The organism is Sorangium sp. So ce295 (genome assembly GCF_051527405.1).
GTDB classification, from domain to species: domain Bacteria; phylum Myxococcota_A; class Polyangia; order Polyangiales; family Polyangiaceae; genus Sorangium; species Sorangium cellulosum_B.
Genome location: NZ_CP150324.1, coordinates 7,786,255 through 7,812,200, shown reverse-complemented (window position 1 = coordinate 7,812,200; position 25,946 = coordinate 7,786,255). Strand labels below are relative to the sequence as shown.

The following is a 25,946-nucleotide window of genomic DNA, read 5'->3' as shown; positions in this document are numbered from 1 at the left end:
TGGAAACAGTGCGGTTCGCTTCCGTTATCGAGCGCGCTGTGCTCGATGGTGGATATGAAGAGCGCACGATGGTTGTTCGCAGGGTTGATGGGGATGATGGTCGCCTTGCCCGCATGCTCCGATGACACGCAGGGAGGCCCGGGCGGCAGCGCGGGAGAGGGCGGCGGCGGCAGCACGGGAGAGGGCGGCGGGGCGGGGGGATTCACGGTCACCGGACCGATCACGGGGGAGGCGGCTCCAGAGGGCGCCGTGGTGGCCGTCGTCTGGGTGGTGAGCTCGTCCAGCCCCGACTACGGCTTCAACTTCGGCGAGGGGAGCCTCTCCGGCGCGACGTTCACCGTCGGCTTCGGGTCGGCGCCGCCGCGCGGGGCGCTCAACAGCAACGGTGTCGGCATGGGCTTCGTCATGCTCCTCGCGCCGGGCACCCAGGTGCCCGTGGGCGAGATCGACGCCGACGTGCTCGATACAGCGCTCCTCGGGGTGAGCTCGCGGCACGTCATCGTCTGGCGTGACGGCTCCGGCCAGGGGTTCGACTGGTCCGAGAGCTTCCCGGCCGGGTTCGGCTGCGGCAAGTGCGTCACGGCGCCGCCAGGCGAGGGGTTCGACTCCTACGAGCCTGTCGACTGCTCTGAAGTGGAAGTCCAGGTCGCATCGGACCCGGATTCGCTCGAGTTCTGCAACTGGACCTGATGTCGCGACCCTGAGGCATCCACTTAAATTCTTCGGAAAGTTCACAGGGAGGTGGGGAGACGGGGAGGGAAATCTTCAAAATACTCCCTGTCTCCCCGTCTCCCTGTTCAATTCTCCCGCCGCCCCGTCCCGCTCCGCCCCGCGGCCCGGCCGAGGCGCTCGGCCAGGCGGCGGAGCTGGTCGATGAGCTCCTCGGGCTCGTGCACCTCGAACTCGAACCCCATGAACCCGAGGTGGAACGCGAGCGCGTCCAGGCTCCCGCCGCCGGTGTGGACAACGCAGCGGTCCGGCGCCAGCGCCTCGATGCGCCCCGCCACGCCCGAGAGGCGCTCCGAGACGGCCTGCGCGGGGGCGTGCACGGTCACACGCGCGCGGATCGGGTAAGCGTCCGTGGAGACCGACTTCGACACGTAGGCGGCCACGTCCTCCGCGGGCAGCGGGCGCGGCTTGAAGCGACCCGCGGCCTTCGGCCTGCCCTGGATGCGGTCGACGCGGAACGTCCGCCAGGCGTCTCGCTGGAGATCGTACGCGAGCAGGTACCAGCGGCGGCTCGTGTGCACGAGCCGGTACGGCTCGACGGCGCGCGTGCTCGCGGCGCCGCTGTGGCTGCTGTAGTCGAAGCGCAGCGCCTCGGCGTCGCGGCACGCGTTCGCCATGGCGGCGAGCGCGTCCGCGTCGACGGTGGGGCTGCCGTCGACCAGCTGCACGCTCACCGCGCCCAGCGCGGTCACCTTGCGCCGGAGCCGCTTGGGGAGCACCTGTTCGAGCTTCCCGAGCGCGCGGACCGACGCCTCCTCCAGCCCCCTCACGGGTCCGGTCGCCGCCGCGCGCAGCCCCACGGCGACGGCGACCGCCTCGTCGTCCTCGAGCGGCAGCGGCGGCAGCTCCTTCCCGGCGCCGAGCTGGTATCCGCCGCCGATGCCGGTGGCCGCGTGGACGGGGTACCCGAGGCTCCGGAGCCGATCCACGTCGCGCCGGACGCTGCGCTCGGTGATCGCGAGCTCGCGGGCCAGCTCGCCGCCCGTCCAGAAGCGCCGGGATTGCAGCAGCGACAAGAGCTTCAGCAGCCGCGCGGAGGTCTGGACCATGTGCCGCCTATCTCCTTCCGGACCGGATCTGTCCGCAATCCAGTCTAGCTTCCTCTCATCCCGGGGGCGAGGCGCCCGAAGGCGCGCCTCGACGAGCCCCACGGCCCCCGCCCCACAGATCCCTGGAGCAACCGCCCATGAGCAACGCCGCTTCCGAGCACACAACGACGACCCCCGGCCCCCGGACCTACAAGGGCAGCTGCGCTTGCCGCGCCGTCCGCTTCGAGGCCGACCTCGACCCGAGCGCCGGGACGGGGCAGTGCAACTGCACGATCTGCGCGAAGACGAAGTGGTGGGGCATCATCGTGAAGCCGAGCGCCTTCCGCCTGCTCGCCGGCGAGGAGGTCCTCGGCGACCACTCGCGATCGGAGGCCGGCCATGCCCGGTTCTGCAAGACCTGCGGTATCCGCGTGTTCGCGCACGGGCACCTCCCGATGCTCGGCGGCGATTACTGCTCCGTGAACCTGAACTGCCTCGACGACGCGGACCTCACCGGCGTTCCGGTGCTGTACGTCGACGGGCTCCACAACACGTGGGCGCCGATCGGCTCCACGACGTACGTGGACCCGTTCCGCGCCGCACAAGGAGCTTGATACCGCCTCTCTCCTTGCGGACCGAATCTGTCCGCAATCCAGTCTAGCTTCCTCTCATCCCAGGGGCGAGGCGCCCGAAGGCGCCGCGCCCCCCATCCCTGGAGCAACCGCCCATGAGCAACGCCGCTTCCGAGCACACAACGACCAACGCCGGCCCCCGGACCTACAAGGGCAGCTGCGCTTGCCACGCCGTCCGCTTCGAGGCCGACTTCGACCCGAGCGCCGGGACGACGCAGTGCAACTGCACGATCTGCACGAAGACGAGGTGGTGGGGCATCCTCGTGAAGCCGAGCGCCTTCCGCCTGGTCGCCGGCGAGGAGGTCCTCGGCGACTACTCGCGGCACGAGGCCGGCCATGCCCGGTTCTGCAAGAGCTGCGGTATCCGCGTCTTCGGGCACGGGAACATCCCGGAGCTCGGCGGGGAGTTCTGCTCCGTGAACCTGAATTGCCTCGATGACGCGGACCTCACCGGGGTCCCGGTGGTGTACCTCGACGGGCTTCACGACACCTGGGAGCAGATCGGCGCCACGACGTACGTGGATCCGTTCTCCGCCGCGAAGCGAGCGTGAGCCGGAGCGCGCCGCTGACGGGCGCTTGCCGAGCGCCCCGGGCCGGCGGCGCCGGGGACTCGATGTTTACGGAGAGGCGCCCTTGACGACGGCGTTGATGATCGCGTCCAGGTCCACGGCGTTCGCCATCGCCTGGTACCCGGCGTCGTTCGGGTGCAGCTTGTCCGCGTCGTAGGCCGGGAGCAGGCGGCTCGGGTCGGCCGGGTCGCGCAGGGCCTTGTCGAAGTCGATCACCCCGTCGAAGGCGCCGCTCGTGCGGATCCAGGTGTTCAGCTTCTGCCGCTCCTGCTCGCCCTTGGCGGTCCCGTAGTCACCTTTGTAGGTGCCGTTCGAGCCGGCGAACGGCACCAGGGTTCCACCGTAGATCTTGAGCCCCGCGCCGCGGGCAGACTGGATGATCTGCTGGATCGCGGGGATCAGATCCGCGGCCTTGGCGGAGCGGTCGCCGATGTCGTTGATGCCTGCGAGCAAGATGATCGCGCGCGCTCCGGGCTGGGTCAGCACGTCGCGCGCGAGGCGGGCAGGGACCGGATACCCGAACTGGAGCTGGGGACGGACGGTGAGCAGCTCGTTCCCGATGATCCCGGCGTTGGCGACAGCGAGGGTCGGCCCCTTCCGGCTGGCGAGGCGCTGCGCGAGGTAATCGGGGTAGCGATGGTTGTCGTTCTTGGTCGACAGGTATCCATCCGTGATCGAATCACCGAGCGTGATCAGGGTGCCGACGACGTCCGGCGAGGCCTTGACGTCGACGCCCGACACCGCCATCCAGCACGAGATCTTCCGTGTGAACTGCTTGTCGGCGCCGTTCCCTGTCTGGTTGCCTGAAGCGAGGAAGTTGTCCTGTGCCGCGAAGTAGTGTTGCGTGATCGGCCCGGTCTTGCCCGGAAGGTAGACGTTCACCGCCAGCGCCTGCAGCGGCTGGACCTTCAGCGCCACGGGGTCGCTCACCGCCTCGCCGCCCGCGGCGATGACGATCGAGGTCTGGCCTGCGAAGCGCAGCGGCAGTGAGCTCCCCGCGACCGTGGCGGCTCCACCCGCCGAGAGCGCGACCGACGCCGAGCCCACCTTGAGCGGCTCGCTGCCGCCGGCGTTGGAGATGCGCACGCGCGCCGAGCTCCCGCCGGCGCTCACGCGGACGATGTTCCGGACCGTCTGGTCGGCGAGGCCGACGTCCGAGGGACAATCCTGCGAGTTGAAGGTGCCGCCGGGCGTCGGGCTGCTGTGCCATCCAGCGACCCATCGCCCCTCGGGCGCCTTGTCGGCGGCCAGCGCGGGGCGCGCCGGCACACCCGTCATCAGCGCGATCACCGCGGCGAGGAGGGAAGCTTTCGGTGAGCGACCGAGCCTTCGCTTCGGCGGCTCGAGCGAGGAGCGCAGGGCGCCACGGCGTCCCGAGGTGATTCCGTGAGGTCTCTGTATCTTTGCCATCGATTCTCTCCGAGGCGTAATTTTCTGCGAGGCCGGCCTCTCTTGGGGTCAGCGCTGGCGGTCGGTCCGGCGTCGCCGGTTCACTGGCGATCCAGGGTTTCGCGGAGCCGCATGAGCGACACGCTGAACACGCGGTCGCTCACGTCGATGCCTGTCGCGGCGGGCAAGATCTCGGCGAACATCAGCTCGGCCTCCCTCAGGTCGCACACCTTGTGTGGGTATCGCTGGCGGGCAGCGAGGGCGAGCCCTGTCACGACGCTGCGCACCGCTGCAGCTCGGAAGCCTCCTCCTTCGACGACGACCGCCGAGCACCTCGTGTACTCGCTCGCGTCCGCGAGGAAGGCCGAGAGCGCTCTGCGCATATGTCCCGGGGGCAACGACGCCCGGCTCTGGACGATGGTGAGCAGCCCAATGCCGCGCGGATGCTGCTTTGCGAACTCCGTGCACGACTCCCACAGGCAACGCACGCCTTCTTCGGTCGTCTCGTGGCGCCAGATGGTGCAGAAGACGTGGCGCCAGCTCGCCATGACGTAGTCCGGATGTTTGACGATCAGCTGCCACGGCTCGAGGGACGTGGTCGTGCCGGCGTCGAAGCAGGGCGTGTTCGCGACGACCGTCTCCCCCTCGTCGCGGCGCTCTCCCTGCTCGACCGTGGTCGCGAGCGGCTGGCGAGCGTCCCTCGCGACGTCGACCATCGGCAGCGCCACCGCCGTCGTGGCGCGGGTCGTCGCGCTGGCGGGGACCAGGAGCTCGTCGCGGAGGGCGAAGCCGTCGGGCAGGAGCGCGCGGATGGCGTCGAGCATCGCCGCCGCGCTGGAGAATCGCTCGCCGGCGTCGAGGCTGAGCGCGCCGTGCACAAAGGCCGCCGCCTCCAGCGGGATCCAGGGCGCGAGCGCCTGGATGGAGCGAGGCGGCTGCGAGCAGATCGCGATGATCAAGTCACCGAATCCGGCGATGTGCTCGTACGGATGCTTCCCGGCGAGCGCGCGATAGAGCACCATGCCGAGCGACCAGAGATCGGTTCGATGGTCGACGTCGCTGAGTCCCCGGGCCTGCTCGGGCGACATGTAGAGCGGCGAGCCGAGGATCCCGCCGGTGTGGGTGAGGCCCGTGGTCGGGCCGCCGTGGCTCGGCGCCGGCCTGATCTTGGCGATCCCGAAATCGAGGATCTTGACGACGAGCCCGCCCTCCCTGCACCGGGCGAGGAAGAGGTTGGCCGGCTTGATGTCCCGATGCACGACGCCCGCTTCGTGGGCCTTCTGGAGGCCGAGGCAGACATGCGCCGCGATCCGGAGGGCGGCGTCGGGCTCGAGGCTGCCGAGCCTGTCGAACACCTGCTGGAGGTCTTCTCCTTCCAGGAGCTCCATGACGAGATAGGGCGCTTCGGTCTCCGAATCCGTTCCTGTGTCGAGCACCCGGACCATGTGATCGGTGTCGATCGCGTTCAGGGCCTTCGCCTCGCGGCGGAAGCGCGCCGTGCCTTTCCTGCCCGGAGCCAGGAGCGCTGGATGCATGCACTTCAGCGCGACGCGCTCACCGGCCTCGACGTGCTCGGCCTCGTAGACCGCGCCCATCCCCCCTTGCCCTAGCAAGCGGATAACCCGGTACTTTCCGTCGTAGAGGTGTCCGATCAAGACGTCGTTAGCGTAGAGGAGGCGGGCGTCAGGGCGCAACAGCGGTCCGTCCTCATCAGGTCGCGTCCGCTGACCGTGCCACGCTACAGCAGCTCTTACATCCACGCTCGAGTCCAGGCCGACAGAACGCTGGCGACGTACCGGTGCCGGGGGTCGACCCGCAGGCGAGTCGTCGAGATCGCGTGTGCCCTCCGGGTCAGGGCGGCTCGCGCTGATGGTCCTGACACCGCGAGACCGCGTCGGGGCGTCGGAGCGCTGCCGGTCGCGTGTCGCCGGCGGACGGCGACGGGGGAGGACGACGCGGGCGAGGGGGCGCACGGCGCTCGAGGAATGCGCCCCAGCTCATTTGCGTTGAATTTGCCGTGGCACGGTGCGGTAATCGCCCGAGGAGCCCCCGGATGCTCTGGGGACGCGGCTCGCGGGCATCACCATGGACAGGGACGCGTGACGGGCGGACGAGACAGCGGGGGGGACCTTCCGGCGGGCGAGAGCGTCCCGCCCGGGCCTGTCGAGGCGAGCGGCCCCGAGGGCGCGCCCGGGGCCGAGCTGCGGTCGGTCGCGGCGGGCGGCGCCACGCTCTGGCTCACGCAGGCGCCCGGGTTCTCGCTGTGGCGCGGCGAGGTGGCCGCGCCGGATCGGCTGCGGATCGAGGGGCGCGACGGCTACCTCCACGAGCTCCGGCTCGAGCCGGTCGGCGCGCTGCGGCTCGGCCGCGTGGAGCGCGTGGGCGACGAGCGCAACGAGCTCGTCTACCCCGACGTGGCGTCGCGGCTCGCGGCCTCGCTGCGGCACGACGGCGTGCGCTGGTGGCTGCGCCGCCGCGAGGAGTGCAGCGTGCCCGTGCAGGTCGGCGCGCGGCACCTCGCGCGCGGGGAGGAGTCGCCGCTCGTGCACGGCACCTTCGTCTGCGTCGGCGGCATGCGCGCGACGTTCTTCGACCGCCGCTACGCCGCGCTGTCGGTCCCCGCCGGGGCGGTGGACCCGGCGACGGGCCTGCTCGCGCGCGCCGGGCTGGAGCAGGAGTGCGCGTCGCTCCTCGCGCGGAAGGGCCAGGGCGCGCTCGTCCTGCTGCGGCCGATCGAGGCGGGCGCGCCCTCGCGCGCGGCGGCCGCGCTGGTCGCGGTGCACCGGCTGTGGCCGGATCGGCCGGTCGGCGACGCGGACGGCACGGCGGTGGTGCTCGTGCGGGGCGGCGCCGCGGAGGCGGCCGCCGCGGCCCGGCAGGCCCTGGAGGCCGCCGAGGCGGCGGGGCTCGGGGCGTTCGCGTGCGGCTATTTCACGATCGCCGGCGAGGCGGACGTCGCCGGCCGCGAGGTCGAGCTCGGCCTGCACGCCATTGCGTCGCTCGCGGCGGAGCGCGAGCGGGGCGCGGCGGGCGCGAACGGCGCGTCCACCCCCGTGGCGGAGCTCCGCGATGGGGCGGCCAGCGCGCGCTTCGCCCCGCCGTTCGAGGTGCTCGAGGCGTCGCGCAGCGGGCGCAGGGCGACGGTCCTGTTCGGCATCGAGGAGCAGAGCGCGCTCGGCGGCGTCGGGCCGCACGTCATCGGGGCGCTCGCGCAGGAGCTCGCGGCGGTCGTCGCGACCCACGCGGGCGCCGGCGCGCTGATCGCGCCGCTCGCGCCCGGCGTGGTCGCCGCGTGTGTGCCCCGCAAGGCGGATCCGGCGGTGATGGCGAGCGCGGTGCAGTGCGACTGGCACGGCCGGCCGCCCATCCTGGACGGGAGGGTCGAGCACGCGCGGACCCTGTCGTGGGAGCTCCTGCACGACGCCGACGCGGGCGCGCGGGCGGCGGAGATCTCGCGCGAGTGCGGCGATCCGCACGGGGTGCTCTCGGCGCTGAGCGGCGGCCTGCCTTATCCCATCGCGGGGCGGGTGCGGGCGGCGATCGGGGCGTCGAGCGCGATCGAGCGGGTGAAGATGCTGTTCGACGTGCTCGAGGGCACGTGGCGCTTCATCGCGACGGTGCTCGTCTCGGCCTTCTTCAGCGGCGGCAGCGCGCCCCCGACCTCGGCGCGCGGCGGCGTCCCGAGCAGTCCGGGCGCGGGCGGTCCGGGCGCGGGCGGGGCGCCTCCCGGGTGGGGCGCGCTCCTCGACTTCCACGGCCGCACGCGTACGCGCGACGGCCTGGCGCTCGGCGCGTGGCGCGAGCTCGCGCGCACGGCCGCACGGGCGTTCGGCGATCGCGACGATCCGATCGGCTCGATGGCGAGGGAGGTGCTCGACGTCAAGCTCTCGCACAACCAGACGTTCGAGACGCTCTCGAACCTGATGCAGGCCGAGCGCAACCAGTTCGCGCACGGCCACTACACCGAGGCGCGGGCGGCCGCGGATCTGCCCGACTTCGAGCAGATGACGCGCGCGCTCCTGCGGGCGCAGCGGCCGCTCTGCGCATGGACGCTGGTGACGGTCGAGAAGACGGAGCCGGACCTCTACGGCGATCTCCAGACGGTGGAGTTCATCGATCACACCGGTCCTTACGCGTCCGGGACGCGGCGGCGCATCGGGCTGAACTCCCCAGTTCGCCTGTCGAACGTGGTCTATCTGGCCCGCTTCCGCGAGGGGCTGATGCTGCCGCTCGAGCCGATGGTGCGGCGGCTCGCGCCGGACGACCGGTTCGATCTCTACTGGATGGATCACCTGCCGCGGCCGGGGACGTGTCATATGAGCGCCGTCGTCGCGGGCCGGGCGGTGAAGGCGCCCTGCGATCCGCGGCGCACGCCGCCGCTCCTGCGGGCGATGCTGGACGCCGCGGGCGGCTGAGGGGGTTGAGCGCGGTCGCGCAGCGCGCTTTGCTGCCGGCCGCTGCTGCCTCGGCCTGTCGATGTCGCAGAGGTTGCGGTCGTGGTATCCTCCGAAGCAGGCCATGTCAGCTGTCGAATCCACGGCCCGCCCGTCCGCTGCACCTCGTCCGGCCGCCGCACCCCGCCGCCGGATGGGAGCCCACGTCTACAGCCGCCCGCCCGAGCCGGTGTACTTCCCCGAGGCCGAAGAAGTGCCCGAGACGAACCGCCACCTGGAGCTTCGCACCGCGCTGTACCTGATCCTCAAGCGCGAGCTCGCGCACACGGCGACCCTCGGCTCCGACCAGTTCGTCTACTGGGACCCGAGGACCTCGAAGAAGCGCCTCGCCCCCGACGCCTTCGTCCGGCTGGGTATGCCTCATCGGACCTTCCGCACCTGGAAGATCTGGCTGCACGGGGCGCCTGACCTCGGGGTCGAGATCGTGAGCGATTCGGACGAGGGCGAGCCCGACTGGGACGAGAAGCTCGAGCGCTACCGCGCCGCGGGCATCCCGGAGGTCGTGCGCTTCGATCCCGAGGATCGAAAGCGACCGATCCGCGTCTGGGACGCCCTGGAAGGCGATCTCGTGGAGCGGGCGTCCGACGACCCCGATCTGCGCGCTTGCGAGACGCTGGGCCTCTGGTGGACCGTCGTGCAAGACCAGTCGCTCGGCCCGATGCTCCGGCTGGCGCGCGACCGCGAAGGCCACGATCTGCTGCCGACGCCGGACGAGGCCGAGAGCAAGGCGCGCGAGGCCGAGAGCAAGGCGCGCGAGGCCGAGAGCAAGGCGCGCGAAGCGAACGACAAGCTGCAGGCCGAGGTGCAGGCGCTGCGGGCAGAGCTGGCGCAAGCCCGAGGGAAGCGGAAGACGCGGCGGCGCTCCCCGGGATGAGGGGCCCGCTCGGCCGGAAGGCGTCCAGGACCATCTAGGAAGCTCGGCGGACTTCGCCGGAAGCGCCGGACCACGTTCCAGCTCGCCGTCCGCACCGCGCCGGAGGTGGCCGTCAGGCTGCGCTTCCGTGACGGGTGAGCCCGGCGGTCACTGGAGGTGCGGCGGCGTCCACGTCATCCACCGGCCGAGGTCGGCCTTCGCCCCGTCACTCTCGAGCAGGTTGGTGTCGTCGGTGCCGCCCCCGACGAGAAACTTCTTCACGTACGCCTCGAGGATCGCCCTCTGCTGCGCGGGGAACTGGCAGTGCTCGTGGCCGCCGAGCTGCGAGTAAGCCATCCTGTCGGGCACGCCCAGCCCCTCCCAGATCGCGTGGGCGATCGACCCGGCCGTGAAGGTGCTGTCGATGCCGAGCCAATCGATTCGATTGTCGACGACGAGCAGCGCGCGCGGAGCGACGAGGCCCATGACCATGTGATGATCGAACGGGAGCGTCGTCACCTTGCTGCCGAAGTTCGCGCCGAAGCTCTCACGGAACCACGGCTGCTCACCGGCCGCATGGGAGAGGGTCTGCACGTTCTCCCCAGCGTCCTTCCCCGCCTGTGAGACGCGCCAGCTCGCCGAGCCGCCGGCGCCCGACTCCTGCGGGATCGTCAGCACGATGCGCTCGTCGAACGCTCCTGCCGTGAGAGCCCCCTTTCCATCCCGCGAACAACCCGTCACGGCGATGCGCTTCGGATCGACGTTGGCCGAAGGGGTCTTCTCCAGCGCGTCGATGATCCGGCTGATGCCCCAGGCCCACGCGATCATCGAGCTGGCCGGGTGGTCCTTGCCGTAGAGGTCATAGAAGATCCCCGTCCCACGCGTGCCGCCGCCGCCCTGGGCGCCCATGTCGTTGTTGTTGAAGATGGCCGTCGCGACGCCGTTCTGGCTGAAGACGCTCGCGTCCAGGGTCACGCTGCCAAAGCCATAGAGGCTGATGAGGAGCGGAATCGGAGCGGAGGGCGCCCCGGCAGGTCGGTTGATGTCGACGGAGAAGGAGACGCTCTTCGAGCCCTCGTTGACGCCGACCGTCAGCTTGTTCCCCGAAAACTCCCCCGTCACGTCATCCTTGGACACCGCGGGCTTCGGTCCGGACTCGTACTCCTCGACCTGCGCCTTGATCTCTGCGCGTCGACATGCCCATTCCGACGTCTTCGTGATGCGCGATCCATCCAGCATCGTGAACGGATCTTGATGAGCTTCGTAGACAGGGAGAGATGCCGCGTCGGGCAACGTCGGCGCGGGGCAGCTCACGCCGCTGTCCTCGGCGCCGCCGGGATCACCCGTGCCGGTGGATTCACTCCCACCCCCTCCCGAGACCGACGAGCTGCCGGAAGAGCCCGCTCCGCCGCTGTTGTCCCCGCCGCTCGACGTCGTGGTGCTCGACGTCGTGGTGTCGGAGGGGTCATCACCGCAGCCGGGGATCGACACGAACAGCAGAGCCAGAAGAGTTTTTCTCATTGTCCTCGATGCCCGAAGGTTGGTTTGGTTCACGACCGCTCGAATTGCTCAGCGGAGCAGCGCCGAGAGCGTGTCCGGCCGCTCCTGCGCAGGCGTGGTCCGGTTCGCGCGAAGAGCCCATTGGGTCGCGTGGCGCTGTCCGCTGTAGGTCGATGTCCATGTGAGCGTTCACAACATCACGCCACTCTCACGCAATAATTGCTGTATCACAAGAGAAGTCGAAATTCTACTCACGCGCCTCGCCCCGGCGCCTTGCAAACCAGCGGATTTGCCGGGCGAAAGCAAACTTGCGCCAAGACGAAAATACGAGAAAACTCGTGATCTGCGACCCACGACAAGGCATCATGATGTCAGGGCGATGCTCGATGTGAGACCCCCTCGGATGAGGTGAGTTCTATGGACACGTGGGCGAGACGGTTCATCGTTCCTGCGCTGCTCACGGCGAGTTACGCAGCCATGGGCGGTTGCACCGCGATGATCGGCGGCGATGACCCGGGGGCGAACAGCGGCTCTGGCGACGGGCCCGGGAGCGGGTCTGGCGACGGGCCCGGGAGCGGGTCTGGCAGCGGGAGCGGCGCCGGAGGGGACGGCTCGGCGGGGGGCGGCCCCGGCGTCGAGCCGACGGTGTGCGTGCCGGGCGTCCCGCGAACGTCGGCGTTGCCGCGTCTGACGAGGGCGCAATACGACAACACGATTCGCGATCTGGTCGGCATCGACACCCAGCCGTCGTCGATGCTCGCTCCGGACGGGGTCGGGAGCGTCGATCAGCGCGCGTGGGACGGGTACAAGACCGCCGCAGCGACGGTCGCGGCGGCGGTGATGGCAGACCCGAGGGCGCGCGCCAAGACCATCCCGTGCACGCCGACAGGCGACGGCGCCGCGTGCGCGAACCAGCTCATCGATACGCTGGGACGGCGCGCCTTCCGGCGCCCGCTCACCGACGAGGAGAGGGGGCTCTTCCAGGCCCTCTACGCTCGCCGCCAGGCGCTCACGCCGACCGGCTCCTTCGAGGACGGCGCCCAGCTGATCATCGAAGGGTTCTTGCTCTCGCCCTCCTTCCTGATGCGCGCAGAGATCAGCGAGAAGCCCGAGGGCGAGTACTTCGTGCTGAACAGCCACGAGGTGGCGTCGCGCCTCTCGTACCTGATCTGGGGAACCATGCCGGACGACCAGCTGTTCGCCGCGGCGGACGAGGACGCGCTGCAGACGCCGGAGCAGATCCTCGCGCAGGCGCAGCGAATGCTGGCGGATCCCAAGAGCCGCGGGATGGTCAAGGCCTTCCACGAGCTCTACCTCCACATGGGCCCCGGCACGCGCTGGTCAGACATCCAGCGTGATCCGGCCGCCTTCCCGGACTTCAATGCGTCGATGATCCCGCTCCTGTCGGAGGAGACCGATCGCTTCATCGAGCACGTTGTCTTCGATCAGGCCGGGACGTTCCAGGATCTGGTCACCACGCCGGTGGGCTTCGTCAACGCCTCCCTGGCGCCGCTCTATGACCTGGATCCTGCGGAGTTCAACGGCGCGGAGCTCGTGCCGGTCGAGCTCGACCCGACGCAGCGCTCTGGCCTCTTCACCCGCCTGGGCTTCCTGGTGTCGCACTCGGGGTACGACCGGACGTCGCCCATCCTGCGCGGGGCGTTCTTGCAGAAGGAGGTCCTCTGCGCGGACATCCCGCCGCCGCCCCCGATGGTGGAGGGCACGCCGTTGCCCACGGACGCGAGCCTCACGACCAACCGTGCTCGGGTCGACGCGCAGACGTCGGGAGACTCCTGCGCGTTCTGCCATCACACGTACATCAACCCTGCGGGCTTCGCGTTCGAGGCGTACGACGCCGTCGGCGCCTACCAGCAGACCGAATCGTTCTCGGGCGCGCCCATCGACACACGGGTGAACGTCGGCGTCGGCGAGGACGTCGTGGAGGTCGACGGCCCGGTGGCGCTCTCCGAGGCCATCGCGAGCTCCCCGGCAGCGCACACCTGCTACGTGCGAAAGTGGGTCTCGTTCGCCTACCAGCGCGAGCTGAACAACGAGGACTCCTGCACCGTGGACGAGCTGACCGCCAAGCTCACGCAGGGCGGCTACACGGTGCTCGACCTCATCGCAGATCTCACTCAGAGTCAATCGTTCCGAGTTCGTGCCCTGCAGGCGGAGGTGGAGCCGTGAACCGAAGACTGTTCCTGCGTGGACTTGGTGGCGCGGCGCTCGCCGTCCCGTTCTTGAATTCGCTCGGCCGCTCCGCGCGAGCGCAGGAAGCGCCGTCGCCGCGCCGCCTGGTGATCTTCTACACCAACAACGGTTGCCTGACGAACCGCTGGTTCCCGACGGGGATCGAGAACGGGACCGGGAGCGTCACCGCGGCGTCGCTGGAGACGACGCAGGCGGACGGGAAGCCCCGGACCCTCGCCCCGCTCGCGCCCTTCGCGGCGAAGCTGCTCTTCCCGCGCGGGCTCGCGATGCCGCTGAACGGCTTCAACAACAAGGTGGATGGCACCGAGTATTTCGATCCCCACGATCAGGGCATGGGCAGCAAGCTGACCTGCGCGCCCCTCGATCCCGGCGGAGATCACTGGGCGCTGTCGCACTCGCTCGATCACGAGATCGCGCAGCGCTTCAACCCGGGCACCAACAAGGTCCCGCTCGTGCTCTCCGTCGGCAATGCCTTCACGAACGTCAAGGGCATCGTGTCGTACTCGGCGCCGAAGACGCCGTATGCGCCCGTGACCAACGCGCGCACGGTGTACAGCAGCCTGACCGGGCTCTTCGTGAGCGGCTCCGGGACCGAGGCGGATTATCGCGTGGCTCGCGGCGAGAGCATCATCGATCTGGTGAGCCGTGACCTGAACGCCTACAAGGCCCGCAGGATGAGCGGCGCCGATCGGAAGAAGATCGACGACTGGCTCTCCCTTCTTCGCGAGACGGAGCAGCGCGTCATCCCCTCTGCTTGCACCGCGGAATCGGCGACCGCCCTCGGCGTCACGGACGCTGCCCTCACCGAGGCGGGATACCCCGCTCGCGGCGGCGGCTTCCCCAACAACGAGAAGGTGTACACGCTCGGCAGCGAGATGATGATCCGCCTCATCGCCCTCACGATGATGTGCGATAGCAACCGATCCATCGTGCTCCAGTGGCCGGGCTTCGTGACGTTCAAGTGGGACGGCATCGCGCACACCCACGATCATCACGGTCTCTCGCACCGGAACGGGAGCGCCGCCGTCGGCGGCCAGTGCGTGAGCGGCGTCATCGAGCAGATCCACGAGATCGACCGCTGGTATGCGGGTCGGTTCGCCAAGCTGGTCAAGACCATCGACAGCATCGAGGAGGGGGGCGGCACCATGCTCGACAACTCCGCGGTCATGTGGCTGCCGGAGCTCGCCGACGGCAACGCGCACAACAACAACAACCTGCCCATCGTGATCGCCGGCAGCGCCGGCGGTTACCTCAAGCAGGGCGTCTCGGTGAACGTCGCGGGCGGGAAGCTCGAGGCAGGCAACAGCGAAGCCACCTGCTCGAGCGGCACGGAGGGCGAGAACAACAGCGGCAACACCGGCTCTTCGGGCGGAACCGTCCCGCTGAACAAGCTCTACACGACGTTGATCAACGCGCTCGGCGCCGGGATGCCCGAGTGGGTTCCTGTCGATCGCTTCGGCGTCTCGGATGCTGTCGCGGTTGGCTTCGGCGGCAGCGGGCCGTCGTTCACCACCGACGGCGCAGGCAAGGTCACCGACGGGCCCGGCATCAGCAAGCCGGGGGAGCTCGACGCCATCAAGGCGTGAGGCGACCGAAGGTACGCCGCAGGCGCGGTCCAGCGCGTACACGAGAGAGCGCCGTCGGCGCTCTCTGACGTCCACGATCGGTTTCAGCGTGACCGCCCGACCTCACCTCGCCGGCGGGCGCGCGCGGGCTGGCCCCGAGGACAGCGGCGCGCCGATCCCGGTCGACTGCCCGGCGCGGCGGAGCGCATAGGCGATGCCGCTCTGAAGGGTGCCCATGGTGACGATGGACTTCAGCTCGATGTCCAGGCCCACCATCGCCTGGGCGACCTCGGCGCGCGTGCCGGTGAGCACGGCCTCCGTGCCGAGCAGCCGCAGCGCGTTGGCGGTCCCCACGAGCGTCTGCGCGATCTGGGTATCGATGTGCTTCATCCCGGTGATGTCCAGGATCACGACGCGCGCCTGGTGGCGCTGGGCGCCGTCGAGCGCGACCTCCAGCACCTGGGCCGCCCGCGCGGCGTCCATGGTGCCGATGAGCGGCATCACCATGATCTGGTCCGTGATCGGGATGAGCGGCGTCGAGAGCTCCGCCAGCCTCGTCTGCTGCGCCTCGAACATCTGGCGCTGCAGCGCGGCCCGCTCCCGCTCCGCCTGCTCGCGCTGCGTGAGCTCGATCTTCAGGCGCTCGTTGCTCGCGCTGAGCTGCGCGTTGGAGCGCTGGAGCTCCTCGGTGCGCTGCGCGACCTCGGCCTCGAGCCGCCGGTTGGCGTTCTGGACCTGCTCCTTCACCTCCCGCATGCCCGAGAGGAGCAGCGCGTTCTCGATGGATATCGCGGCCTGGGACGACAGGAGGCCGAGCAGCTCGACGCGGCTCGCGTTGAACGCCCTGCTCGCGGCGTTGTTCTCCAGGTAAAGGACGCCGTTCATGCGGCCCTGGTGGAGCAGCGGGAGGCACAGGACGGATCGCGTGCCCTGCCCGAGGACGCAGGGATCGTCGGAGAACCGGGCGTCGGCGCTGGCGTCGTCGAGGACCAGCGGCTCGCGGGTGCGAGCGACGAACAGCGCCACCTTGTGCGGCAGGTCGGGGCGCGAATCCAGCGGCTCGCTCGGCCCGAGCGCGAGCGTCCCGGGCTCGACCCCGAAGGTCGCCTCGACGAAGAGCCGCCCGTCCCGCTCCAGGACGAGCGCCCCCCGCTGGGCGCCGGAGTTCCCGAGCACGAGCGTCACAAGGCGCTCGATCACCCGCTCGAGCTCCGTCTCGCCGGCGATGCCCTGCACGGCGCGCACGATCAGCGCGGCGTCCCGCAGGTTGCCGACCGTCGTCCGGCCGAGGATGGTCCCCGCGTGCGCCGGGCCCGACGTCGCCGAGGGGATGGACGAGATCGGCACGCTGTCGCTCGACGAGGGCAGCAGCGCGGCGTGATCGCGCGCGAGCGCGTCCGCCTTGGCCGTCGCTCCCCAGTGCCGGTAACCGAGGTACGCGTCCGCCATGTACGCGCGCGCGACCTTCGTCCTGCCCTCGTGGAGGTGCAGCTTCGCGCACAGCTCGTTCGCGAGCGCCTCGTCGTGAGGAAACTCGTTCTCCCGGGACAGGGAGATCGCCCGGTCGTAAAGGCCCATGGCCTCGAGCTGGTCGCCGGCGACGCGCGCCTCCTCGGCCTGGATGAGCAGCAGCAGGTGCTGGAAGTTCATGGGAGCGCTCGCGGCGAGGCCCGCGATCCGCTCCTTGTGGCGGGTGATCGTCTGCGCGCGGCGCTCCGCCTCTTCGGGCGACGCCGCGGCGGGCAGCCCGAGGAACGCCATGCAAGCGTAGAAATGCAGCTTCGTCGGTTGATACAAACCGAGCATGCCGGCGCCGTAGGCCTCGGCGTCCGCGGCGTTCGCCGCGGCCCTCTCGCAGTCGCCGTACAGATAGGGAAGCTGCAGCTTGAGCAGCGCATAAAAGAAGAGGCCCGCGATCAAGCCCCTCTCTTTGAGGCGCGCGACGAACTCGTCCTCGTCGAACTGGTCGTCGCTCAGGCTGTCGGGGGCCCGCGTCCGTCCCTGCAGGCTCGCGATCGCTTGCCTCATGAGCGTCATCACGGCTGTGCCGCTGACGTCCCCGGTTCGCCGTAACACGACGAGGCCTCGCTCCACCTCCTCGCGCAGCTCCTCGAGCGGATAGCCCGCGGTGAACATGTTGCTGGTCACGCAGTTCCATACGTTGCTGAGATGGGCGAAGTCGCCCGATTCCAGCAGCCCTTGCCGCGCCTGCAGGAAGCGAGAAATCCCGTCGCGCACGTCGTGGAACAGGTGGGAATACGTGGCGAAGACGTAGTTCACCCTGGCGGTCAGGGCGGCGTTCGAGAACTTGTCGCTCAAGGTGATGGCGAGGCGGCCGAACGCATGGCCGTCCGCGGGCCGCCCCTGCAAGACCGCGAGCAGGAAGCCGTACGAGGTGTACGCGAGGGCGGACACGTCCGCGTGGCCGTACCGCAGGGAGATGTTGACCTGCTTGAGGACGAACAGCGGATAAAGCTCCGGCCTCAGGCAGAAGACCGGCCCCATCATATCGCTGATGAGCTGGACGAGCGCCCTTTGCTCCGGGTTGTCCATCACCGGCGCGTCGATCAGGTCTTCTATGGGCCGGCCCGCCAGGTTCGCGTCCACCTCTGCAAGCTCGGCCCCGACGCGCGCCTGCAGCTCCGCCTCGCTGCTCGGCAGCGTGAAGCCGAGAATGCCGATGCCCTCGCCGCCCAGGCGCACCGCGTCCGCGAGGTTCCCGAGCGTCACGTGGAGCAGCACGCGGAGGCTGTAGATGTGCGCCCGCTCCACGTTCGACCGCGCCCGGGGCATGAGGGACGTGAAGAGCTCCTCGGCCCGCTCGGGCGAGCCGCTCAGGTACACGCACTCCGCGTTCTCGCGGCTGAGCGCGAAGCAGAGCGCCTCGTGGCGCTCCCAGCGCGCGTCCCCGAGGAGCTCGAGCCCCGCGCTGAAGTGGTCTGCGGCCGCCTGATAGGCTGTCCTGATCTTGGCAGCCCTGCCCGCCCGCTGGTTGAGCCGGGCCAGGGCCAGCCGCCCGGCCTCGTCGGCGATGCCCCGCGCGCCCAGGTTCATGTGGCGGACGAGCTCGATCAGGTCCTCGTCGGGCGGCGTCTCGCCGGCCCGCGCCCAGAGCAGCCGGCCGATCGCCAGGTGCAGCGCTTCCCTGCGCGAGGGCTCGACCAGCGAGTAGGCCGCGTGGCGCACCCGGTCGTGCAGGAACCGGTACGATACCTTGATCTCCTGGGGGGCCGAGGGCTCGGTGTCCGCGCTCTCGTCGAAGAAGCGATAATCGCTGTCACGCGGCACGATCAGGCCGCCGCGCAGCGCGTCCCACAGGTCGGCGGCCGTCGCGGCGGGCGATTTCTCGTGGACGGCCGCCAGCGTGGTGAGATCGAACGTGTGGCCCAAGCACGCGGCGAGCTTCAGCGCGCGCTGCGTCGCCGGCGGGAGCCGGTGCAGCCTGTCGAGCATGAGGTCGACCACGTTGTCCGCGGCGACCGCCTCCCGGACGCGCGCCACGTCCCATGCCCAGGCCTCCGAGGGCGCGTCGAACCACAGCGCCCCCGCGTCGTGGAGCTCGCCGAGGAGCTGGCCCAGGAAGAACGGGTTGCCCTCGGTCTTCTCGAAGACCAGCGCCGCGAGCGGCGCGACCGCATGCGGCCGCGCGCTCAGCGTGTCGGCGACGATCTGCGTGACCGTCGGCATGTCGAGGGGTTTGAGCGTGAGCTCGGCGATCGCCACGCCCGACTTGCGGAGCTCACCCAGCGTCGCGTGCAGCGGGTGGGCGGCGTCCACCTCGTTGTCCCGATAGGCGCCGATGATCAGGAGATGGTTGCCCTCCACGTCCGTGAGGAGGCGCTCCAGGATCCTGAGCGACGCCGGATCGGCCCACTGCAGATCGTCGAGGAAGAGGGTCAGCGGGTGGGTCGGCGCAGCGAAGACCCGCAGGAAGCGCTGCACCAGCAGATCGAAGCGGTTGCGGGCCTCGGTCGGCCCGAGCTCCGGCACGGCCGACTGAGGCCCGAGGATCAGCTCGAGCTCCGGGATCAGCTCGATGAGGAGCTGCCCGTTCGCGCCGACCGCGGCGAGCAGCTTGCGCCTCCACTCCTCGACGGCCGCCGCCGACTCCGTCAGCACCTGCCGGATGAGCTCGCGGAAGGCCTGCGCCACCGACGCGAGCGAGACGTCCCGGTTGATCGGATCGAACTTCCCCTTCGCGAAATACCCTCCATGACGGGCGATGGGCTTGTGGATCTCGTTCACCAGCGTGGTCTTGCCGACGCCGGAGTAGCCGGAGATGAGCACCAGCCCGGCCGCGCCCCGGCGAGCCCGCTGAAAGGCGGACAGGAGCACGTTCACCTCGTGATCCCGGCCATAGAGCCGCTGGGGAACGCGCAGATCCAGCGGCCGGTCGTGCTTGCCCAGCGGGAACGGATCGGCGCGGCCCGTCGCCTCCCACCGCCGGAGGCACTCCTCCAGGTCGAGCTTGACCCCGCGGGCGCTCTGGTACCGGTCCTCCGGCATCTTGGCCAGGAGCTTCACGATCACGTCCGACAGCGCGCGGGGCACCCCCGGCGCGCGCTCGTGCGGCGGCGTCGGCATACGCGCCATGTGGCTGTGAATGAGCGCGGTGGGATCGCCCTCCTGGAACGGGAGGGCCCCTGTCAGCATCTCGTAGAGCGTGACGCCGAACGAGTAGAGATCGGCGCGCAGATCCACGCTCCGGTTCATGCGGCCAGTCTGCTCAGGGGCGATATACGACAAGGTGCCCTCGAGCGCGTCCGGCGGGACCGTCTCGGGGGTCTCCCTCGAGAGGCGCGCCGCGATGCCGAAGTCGACGAGCCGCGGGCTCTGCGTCTTCTCGTCGATCAGGATGTTATGCGGCTTGATGTCCTTGTGAATGATCCGGAGTCCGTGGAGCGTGTCGAGGGTGCCCGCGAGCGCGATGGCGGTGCGGAGCGCCGTGCCCACGTCGAGCCTGCGCGCCTTCAGGACGGCGTGCAGCGAGGAGGGGCCGAGGTCCTCCATGATGAGCGCAAGGCCTCTGCCGCACTTCTCGATGGCGTGTGCCTTGACGACGCCGGCCACCTCGCCCGCGTCGCGCAGGATGGCGAACTCGCGCCGCAGCCGCGCGAGATCGCGGGCGGTCGGGAACTCGGACCGAGGCATCTTGACCGCGACCGGCGCGCCGTCCTCGTTCCGGCGGCCGCGGTACAGCACGGTCTCGGAGCCTTCGTATACCCTCTCGAACAGCGTATGACCTGACAGATCGATCATTGCAGCAAGACCCCGTGTTCCGCGTCAGCCGTCCAAAGGAGCGTGACGCCCCCCACACACATCAGCTCGAGCATCCGCCGTCGCCCCGTCGGACAGAGACCCGCCCGCCGGCAGAATACGCGGCAAGGCATGGAAGTCCAGCCTGGCGGCGCTCAGCACGCTCAGCGATTCTCGCGACCTCGAGCGGCATCCTCAAGGCGACTCCCGCTACAGCGCTGGTGGATCGGTTCGATGCGGTGTCGCTGAAACCGCGGATTCAGACGTTGGTGGCCGCGAGCACGCCCCGGTACACGTCGTCCACGCCGAGCTCGCACCCCACCGACGACAGCGCAGCCCGGGCGCCGGGGCCATAGACCCGGAGCACCCAGCTCCCGTCGGCCTGGCGCGCGAACACCTCGATGCGAGGTGCCTTCTGTGACGCCAGGACGACCTCTCGGATCGACGCCACTGTCTGGTAATGCGCGAACTTGTCGCCGCGATCGTACGCCTCGCTAGAGTCGGAGAGCACCTCGATCACGAGGACCGGGTTCAGGAGGGTGTCGCGCCGCTCGTCCTCGAACTCGGGGCGGCCGCAGACGACCGAGCCGTCCGGGTACACGTAGCGATCCGCGGCGGGGATCTTGATGCGCATGTCGGAGTTGAGCGCCACGCATCCGCGCTCGCCCAGCGCGTTGCCGAGCAGTCGGCCGATGTTCGCGGCGATGGCGCTGCGCTCGAACGTGCCGCCGGACATCGCGAAGAGCTCGCCGCCGGCGTACTCGTGCCTCGCCTCCGATGCGCGCTCGAGATCGAGGTACTCTGCCGGCGAGAGCTTCCGTCGCGGCGCCGCTTCTCCCATGTGCGGCAGTGTCGCGCGCCGGGCTTCCGATGTCCACGCGCAGCCGGGCGGACCGCCGCGGCGTCGGGGACCGCGGTGAGCGGGACCGTCCACCTCTCGCCGCGCCGGTGATACCGTCGTCTCGCGATGGACCGCACGCTCGTCGACGAGGGGAGCTCCTCCCGCGATCCGGGCCCGGTGCCCATGCCCGCGGGCGGGCTCGCGCATGCCCCCGGCGACGTGCTCGACCGCCGCTACCGGCTCCGCGTCCGCCTCGGCCGCGGCGGCTTCGGCGACGTGTGGCGCGCCGAGGAGCTCCTGCCCGACGGCGCGCCGTTCCGCGAGGTCGCCCTCAAGCTGCTCGTCTCCGACTTCGCCGACGCCGCCGACTGGGCCGACGAGGCCAAGCTCCTCGCCTCGTTCCGCCACCCGTCGCTCGTCACCATCTACGCCGCCGGCATCCTCCACGGCGCGCCGAAGACCCCGTTCGTCTCGATGGAGCTCCTCGAGGGCCGGAACCTCGCCGACCTGATCCGCTTCCGCCGCCGCATCCCCTGGCGCCGCGTCGTCGCCTGGGCCCGCGACGTCGCCGGCGCGCTCGACGTCATCCACGCGCGCGGCGTCGTCCACCTCGACCTCAAGCCCGCCAACCTGTTCCTCACCCAGGACGGCGCCCTCAAGGTCCTCGATTTCGGCATCTCGCGGCGCGCGGGCGCCCCCGCCTCCCGCGCCCCCGCCGTCGCCGTCGGCGGCGGCCATGACAGCGGCGGCGGCGACCTCGGCACGGCGGCCTTCCTCGCCGAGCGCGACGTCTACGCCTCCACGCGCCGCGCCTTCGCCGGCGCGGACAGCCCCGCCGCCGCGCGCAACGTCATCGGAACGCCGGGCTTCATGGCGCCGGAGGTGCTCGAGATGGCCGAGCCGACCGCCGCCACCGACGCCTACGCGCTCGCCGTCTGCATCGCGCAGCTCGCCACAGGGCGCCTCCCGCACGCCGTGCCCGACGAGCCGGACGACTGCTCCGACCCCGCGAGCGTCTCCGCCTGGTGGACCGAGCTGCGCGCCGCGACCCTGCGCGGCACGATGCGCGACCTCGAGCGCGACCCCGCGCGGCTGCCGCGCGGCCTCGTCGCGCTCCTCCAGCGGCTCCTGTCCGTCGATCCAGCGCACCGGCGCGTCGCGCCCGGGAAGCTGACGCAGCTGATCGACGAGGTCTGGGAGCGGCCCCACGGCGTCCCCGATCGGCCGTACAGGGGCCTCGCGGCGCTCTCGTCCACCGACGAGGGGCTCCTGTTCGGGCGCGACGACGACACCGCGCGCCTCGGGCGCGAGCTCGAGTTCGAGCCGTGCGTCGTGCTCCAGGGGCCGCGTGGATCGGGCAAGAGCTCGCTCGCCTCCGCGGGGCTCGTGCCCCACCTCGCGCGCCGCCACGTCGACCAGAAGGACGACTGGATCGAGGCGCGCCTCACCCCGGGCGACGACCCCGACGGCGCCCTCGCCCGCGCGCTCGCCGCCGTCTCGCCGGAGCTCGAGGCCGCGGACCTCGACGCCCTCACCAGGTTCTGCATGGCGTCCGCCGTCGGCGTCGCGCTGATCGTCGACCCGATCGCGCCCCTTGGCGACGGGCGCCTCGCCGCCCTCGTGGGCGCGCTCGCGACGGGCGAGCCGCGGCGAGGGCTCCGGCTCATCGGCGTGCTCGACGAGGCCGACGACCGCACCGCGGCCCTCCTCGCCAGCCCGGCCGGCGAGGGCCTCCGGGCCGCGCTGCGCTACGTGGGGCTGCCCGCCGCCGCCGCCGTGAAGGACCTCGTCGCGGGCCCGGCGAGGCTCGCGGGCGCCGAGGTGCGCGGGCTCGCCCAGGTCGCGGCCGAGGCGCAGCGCGAGCTCCGGAGCGGCGGCGCGGCGCTCTCGTTCATCGCGCTCGCCCTCGCGGCGTGGTGGGAGCGCGCGCGCGCCCTTCGCGGCGCGCTGAGCGGCGAGGCCTGGCAGGAGCTCGGCGGCGTGCGGGGCGCCCTCGCGCGGCACGCCGACGCCGCCCTCGCCGCCCTCGCCCCGGAGGACCGCGCGATCGCCGACGAGGCGCTGCTCCGGCTCGGCGCGATGGACGGGTCGCGCGTCCGCTGGGCCGAGGCGGAGCTCGCCGAGGCCGTCGCCGCGCCGCCCGCCGACGTCGACCGCGTCCTCGGCGCCCTCGAGCGCGCGCGCCTCCTCGTCCGCCGCGACAGGTCCGTGGAGCTCGCCCACGAGTCGCTCGTCTCGAGCTGGCCGCACGCCGCCGCCACCCGCGCGCTGCACATGGATCGGCTCATCCTGCTCGAGCGCCTCCGCGAGGCCGCCGACGTGTGGGATCGCTCCGGCGAGAGCCCCGATCTCCTCCTGCGCCGCGACCTGCTCGAGCAGGTGAGCAAGCGCGCGGCCTTCGCTTCGAGGCTGCCGCGGCGCGAGCAGGCGCTCGTGCGGGAGAGCCTCCGGCGCGCCCGCGCCCAGCGCGCCAAGAAGATCGGCGCGGCCCTGGCGCTCGGGCTCACCGTCGCCTCGGGGTTCGTGGCCGAGCGGTGGGTCGCGGCGCGCCAGGCGCAGGCCGAGGCCAAGGCGCGCGAGGCCGAGGAGCGCGCCGAGCTCGCCGAGCTCATCGGCAAGGCGCGCCGCACGGAGGACCCGTACCACCGCGCCGCGTGGATCGCCGCGGCCCTCGCGCGGCGCGCGGACGACGCGGCGCTGCCGCTCGATCTCGCGTCGGCCGCGGTGGGCCTGCCGCGCGCGCGCTTCCTGACCGTCGACGGCGTGGTGGGGCCGGCGCTGCCGTGGGACGATCGGTGGGTCATCGCCGGCGGCCCCGGGGGCTCGCTGCTCGTCGCCGACCTGCGCCCGCCCGACCCGGAGGTCATCGACGACGTGGCGCTCGACGCCGACCCGGAGAGCATCGAGCGCGCCAAATCGCCGCGCGTCCTCGCGCTGCGGCCGCACGACGCCCCGCACGTGGAGCGCGTGCCGTTCGCGTTCGACACGGCGCTCGCGACGCGCTCGGTCACCGGCGAGGTCCGCGTCTTCCGGCTGCGGGAGGGCGGCACCGTCGCGCTGGCCGCGGTCGCGCCGGTGCGCTGCAGCAGCGCCGTCCACGCGGCCGAGTCGGCGCCCGTCCTCGCCTGCTCGACCGAGGGCGGGATCGCGCGCTGGGACATGCGGCGCGGCGGCGGCGCCGAGGCGGTCGATCGGCACCCGTTCCGCGGCAACGTGCTCGGCGTCTCGCCCGACGGCGCGCACGTGGCCGCGGTGCTCGGGCGCAGGGCGCTGCTCTGGGGGCCCGGCGGCGGCGCGGGCGCCGAGATCACCCTGGGCGCGCCCGCCGTGCTCGGCCGCTTCAGCCCGCGCGATCCCGTGATCGCGCTCGTGCAGCAGAGCCGGACGTCGATCTACGCCCTCGACCGGCCCGCGGCGCCGCTCTTCGAGCTCGACACGGATCCGGCGCCCGCGTCGGCGCGCTGGGACGCGGGCGGGCTCGATCTGGGCGTGTGCGGCAGCGGCGGCAGCGTCTGGCACTACCTCCGGAAGGGCGGCCGCGCCGCGGGCGATCCGCCGCCCGAGGGCTCGCCGTGCGAGGCGTCCCCGGGCAAGGGCGCGCCGCGGCCGCTGCGCGCGCGCGGCGAGATGGCCGACATCGCCGAGCGCGACGTCGGCCCGCACGCGCTGCTCGGCGGGTGGCGGCTGCCGGACCGGCGCGTGCTCACGCGCGACCTCGTCCTGTTCAGCCCGGGCGCGCCCGCCGTGGAGCGCCTCCTCGGGTTCGAGGGGCTCGACCCGGAGGGGAGCCCCGAGGTGCGCGGCGCGGCCGCCTCGGCCGTGGCCGCGCTGCGGCGCGGGGGCGTCGTCGCCTTCGAGATCGGCGGCGAGGTGCGCCTGTACGACGAGGGCTCGCGGCGCCGCACGGCCGCGCGGCGGGGCCACCTGCTGCGCGCCTGCGACGACGGCCGGCTCATGGCGTACCGGCGGGACGAGGGGGTGTGGACGCTGTTCGACGCGACGACCGGCGCGACGGTGGAGGTGGTGCCGAGGGCGCCGGCGCTCGTGCTCGGCGTCGACGCCGCCTGCCGGACGCTGTTCACGCAGGAGCTCGACGGAAACGTCGTCGCGACGTCGCTCCGCGACCTGTCGTCCCGCACGATCGCGGTGACCGACGGCTATGTCTACGAGGCGCGCCCGAGCGCCGCGCGCGGCGACGTCGGCCCCGGGCTATGGCTGGCGTTCAGCTCGGGCGCGCTGGCGCGCATCGACGAGGCGCGGGGCGAGGTGCGGGTCCTCGGGTACGCCACGCCGCGCGCGACCGCGATCGCGGACGGCCCCCTGCCGGGGGACGCGGCCTTCGCGGACGCGACGGGCGTCGTCGTGATCCGCCGCGCCGGCCTCACGGAGCGGGTGCTTGAGGGCGTGAGCGGGGCGGAGTGGGAGGACATCGCCGCCGCGCCCGACGGCAAGACGTTGCTGCTCTCGTCGGCGGACCGGATCGCGGCGCTCGACCTGGAGCGGCACGAGATCGTCGGCGCCATGCCGTCCGAGGGCCGCGAGCGGCTCGCGCCGTGGGACGCCGACGGCTCGGTGCTCTCATGGTCCTTCGGCCGCGTGGGCGGGGCGGCTGGCCTCGTGGTGCCCCGGGGCCTGCCGCTCGCCCAGCGCGTGGGAGAGGCGGTGTCGAACCTGAGGGCCCAGGGGAAGAGGCTCGTCGCGCGGCCGTGAGGCCGCGCGCCAGTGAAGGAGCGCGGCCGTGAGGCCGCGCGCCAGTGAAGGAGCGCGGCCGTGAGGCCGCGCGCCCAGTGAAGGAGCGCGTCAGTGAGGCCGCGGTCGACGCGGCAGGTCAAAGCTCGTCGTCGCGCCGTATTGTAGGGTCTGCCCTCACCCGCGCGCTCGCGCGAGAGCAGAAGGCGTTGGCTCCGCTGCGGGAACGA

General features: G+C 71.6%; 14 protein-coding genes. 8 read left to right on the top strand and 6 right to left on the bottom strand.

All coding sequences use genetic code 11. The features are described 5' to 3' along the window. Positions 1–54 precede the first annotated feature (54 nt). Complete coding sequence (locus tag WMF11_RS29570) at positions 55–690, top strand: hypothetical protein (RefSeq protein WP_437973078.1); 636 nt, start codon at positions 55–57, stop codon at positions 688–690. A gap of 107 nt (positions 691–797) precedes the next feature. On the opposite strand, the gene WMF11_RS29565 is transcribed toward WMF11_RS29570, so the two are convergent. Then, positions 798–1,778 carry a helix-turn-helix transcriptional regulator gene (locus WMF11_RS29565; RefSeq protein WP_437973077.1) on the bottom strand — a complete coding sequence of 327 codons (981 nt, stop codon included), beginning with the start codon at positions 1,776–1,778 and terminating at the stop codon, positions 798–800. Positions 1,779–1,915: 137 nt separating this feature from the next. Here WMF11_RS29565 and WMF11_RS29560 point away from each other — a divergent pair, with 137 nt between their 5' ends. Together WMF11_RS29560 and WMF11_RS29555 are read left to right on the top strand one after the other, a co-directional pair. After that, positions 1,916–2,371 (top strand): GFA family protein, encoded by a 456-nt coding sequence (locus tag WMF11_RS29560; protein WP_437902598.1) that lies wholly within the window; start codon positions 1,916–1,918, stop codon positions 2,369–2,371. Between the two features lie 113 nt (positions 2,372–2,484). Next, the gene (locus WMF11_RS29555) at positions 2,485–2,940 is read left to right on the top strand and encodes a GFA family protein (RefSeq protein ID WP_437973076.1); all 456 of its coding nucleotides are present in this window, start codon (positions 2,485–2,487) and stop codon (positions 2,938–2,940) included. 66 nt (positions 2,941–3,006) lie between these two features. Here WMF11_RS29555 and WMF11_RS29550 read toward each other — a convergent pair whose 3' ends face one another. Both WMF11_RS29550 and WMF11_RS29545 read right to left on the bottom strand, forming a co-directional pair. After that, a complete protein-coding gene (locus WMF11_RS29550) occupies positions 3,007–4,248 on the bottom strand; it encodes an SGNH/GDSL hydrolase family protein (protein WP_437973075.1) in 1,242 nt (413 codons plus the stop codon). A 200-nt stretch (positions 4,249–4,448) separates the two neighbouring features. Then, positions 4,449–6,002, bottom strand: coding sequence for a serine/threonine protein kinase (locus tag WMF11_RS29545; protein WP_437973074.1), 1,554 nt, complete (start codon positions 6,000–6,002; stop codon positions 4,449–4,451). Between the two features lie 444 nt (positions 6,003–6,446). Between WMF11_RS29545 and WMF11_RS29540 the strand changes: the two genes are divergently transcribed. Together WMF11_RS29540 and WMF11_RS29535 are read left to right on the top strand one after the other, a co-directional pair. Then, positions 6,447–8,762: a hypothetical protein gene (locus WMF11_RS29540; protein WP_437973073.1), complete on the top strand. Its 2,316-nt coding sequence runs from the start codon at positions 6,447–6,449 to the stop codon at positions 8,760–8,762. A 172-nt stretch (positions 8,763–8,934) separates the two neighbouring features. Next, positions 8,935–9,675 (top strand): Uma2 family endonuclease, encoded by a 741-nt coding sequence (locus tag WMF11_RS29535; protein ID WP_437973072.1) that lies wholly within the window; start codon positions 8,935–8,937, stop codon positions 9,673–9,675. Between the two features lie 147 nt (positions 9,676–9,822). Here the strand turns inward: WMF11_RS29535 and WMF11_RS29530 are convergent, their stop codons facing one another. Further along, positions 9,823–11,175, bottom strand: coding sequence for a glucuronyl esterase domain-containing protein (locus tag WMF11_RS29530; protein WP_437973071.1), 1,353 nt, complete (start codon positions 11,173–11,175; stop codon positions 9,823–9,825). Positions 11,176–11,571: 396 nt separating this feature from the next. Here WMF11_RS29530 and WMF11_RS29525 point away from each other — a divergent pair, with 396 nt between their 5' ends. Next, complete coding sequence (locus tag WMF11_RS29525; RefSeq protein ID WP_437973070.1) at positions 11,572–13,341, top strand: DUF1592 domain-containing protein; 1,770 nt, start codon at positions 11,572–11,574, stop codon at positions 13,339–13,341. Continuing rightward, positions 13,338–14,951 (top strand): DUF1552 domain-containing protein, encoded by a 1,614-nt coding sequence (locus tag WMF11_RS29520; protein WP_437973069.1) that lies wholly within the window; start codon positions 13,338–13,340, stop codon positions 14,949–14,951. The genes WMF11_RS29525 and WMF11_RS29520 overlap by 4 nt, the downstream gene beginning before the upstream one ends. 102 nt (positions 14,952–15,053) lie before the next feature. Here the strand turns inward: WMF11_RS29520 and WMF11_RS29515 are convergent, their stop codons facing one another. After that, positions 15,054–20,189 (bottom strand): AAA family ATPase, encoded by a 5,136-nt coding sequence (locus WMF11_RS29515; RefSeq protein WP_437973068.1) that lies wholly within the window; start codon positions 20,187–20,189, stop codon positions 15,054–15,056. Between the two features lie 256 nt (positions 20,190–20,445). Then, on the bottom strand, positions 20,446–21,027 hold the full coding sequence (locus tag WMF11_RS29510; RefSeq protein ID WP_437973067.1) for a Uma2 family endonuclease: 582 nt from the start codon (positions 21,025–21,027) through the stop codon (positions 20,446–20,448). Between the two features lie 126 nt (positions 21,028–21,153). Between WMF11_RS29510 and WMF11_RS29505 the strand changes: the two genes are divergently transcribed. Continuing rightward, positions 21,154–25,737 (top strand): nSTAND1 domain-containing NTPase, encoded by a 4,584-nt coding sequence (locus WMF11_RS29505; protein ID WP_437973066.1) that lies wholly within the window; start codon positions 21,154–21,156, stop codon positions 25,735–25,737. The last annotated feature ends 209 nt before the right edge of the window (positions 25,738–25,946 follow it).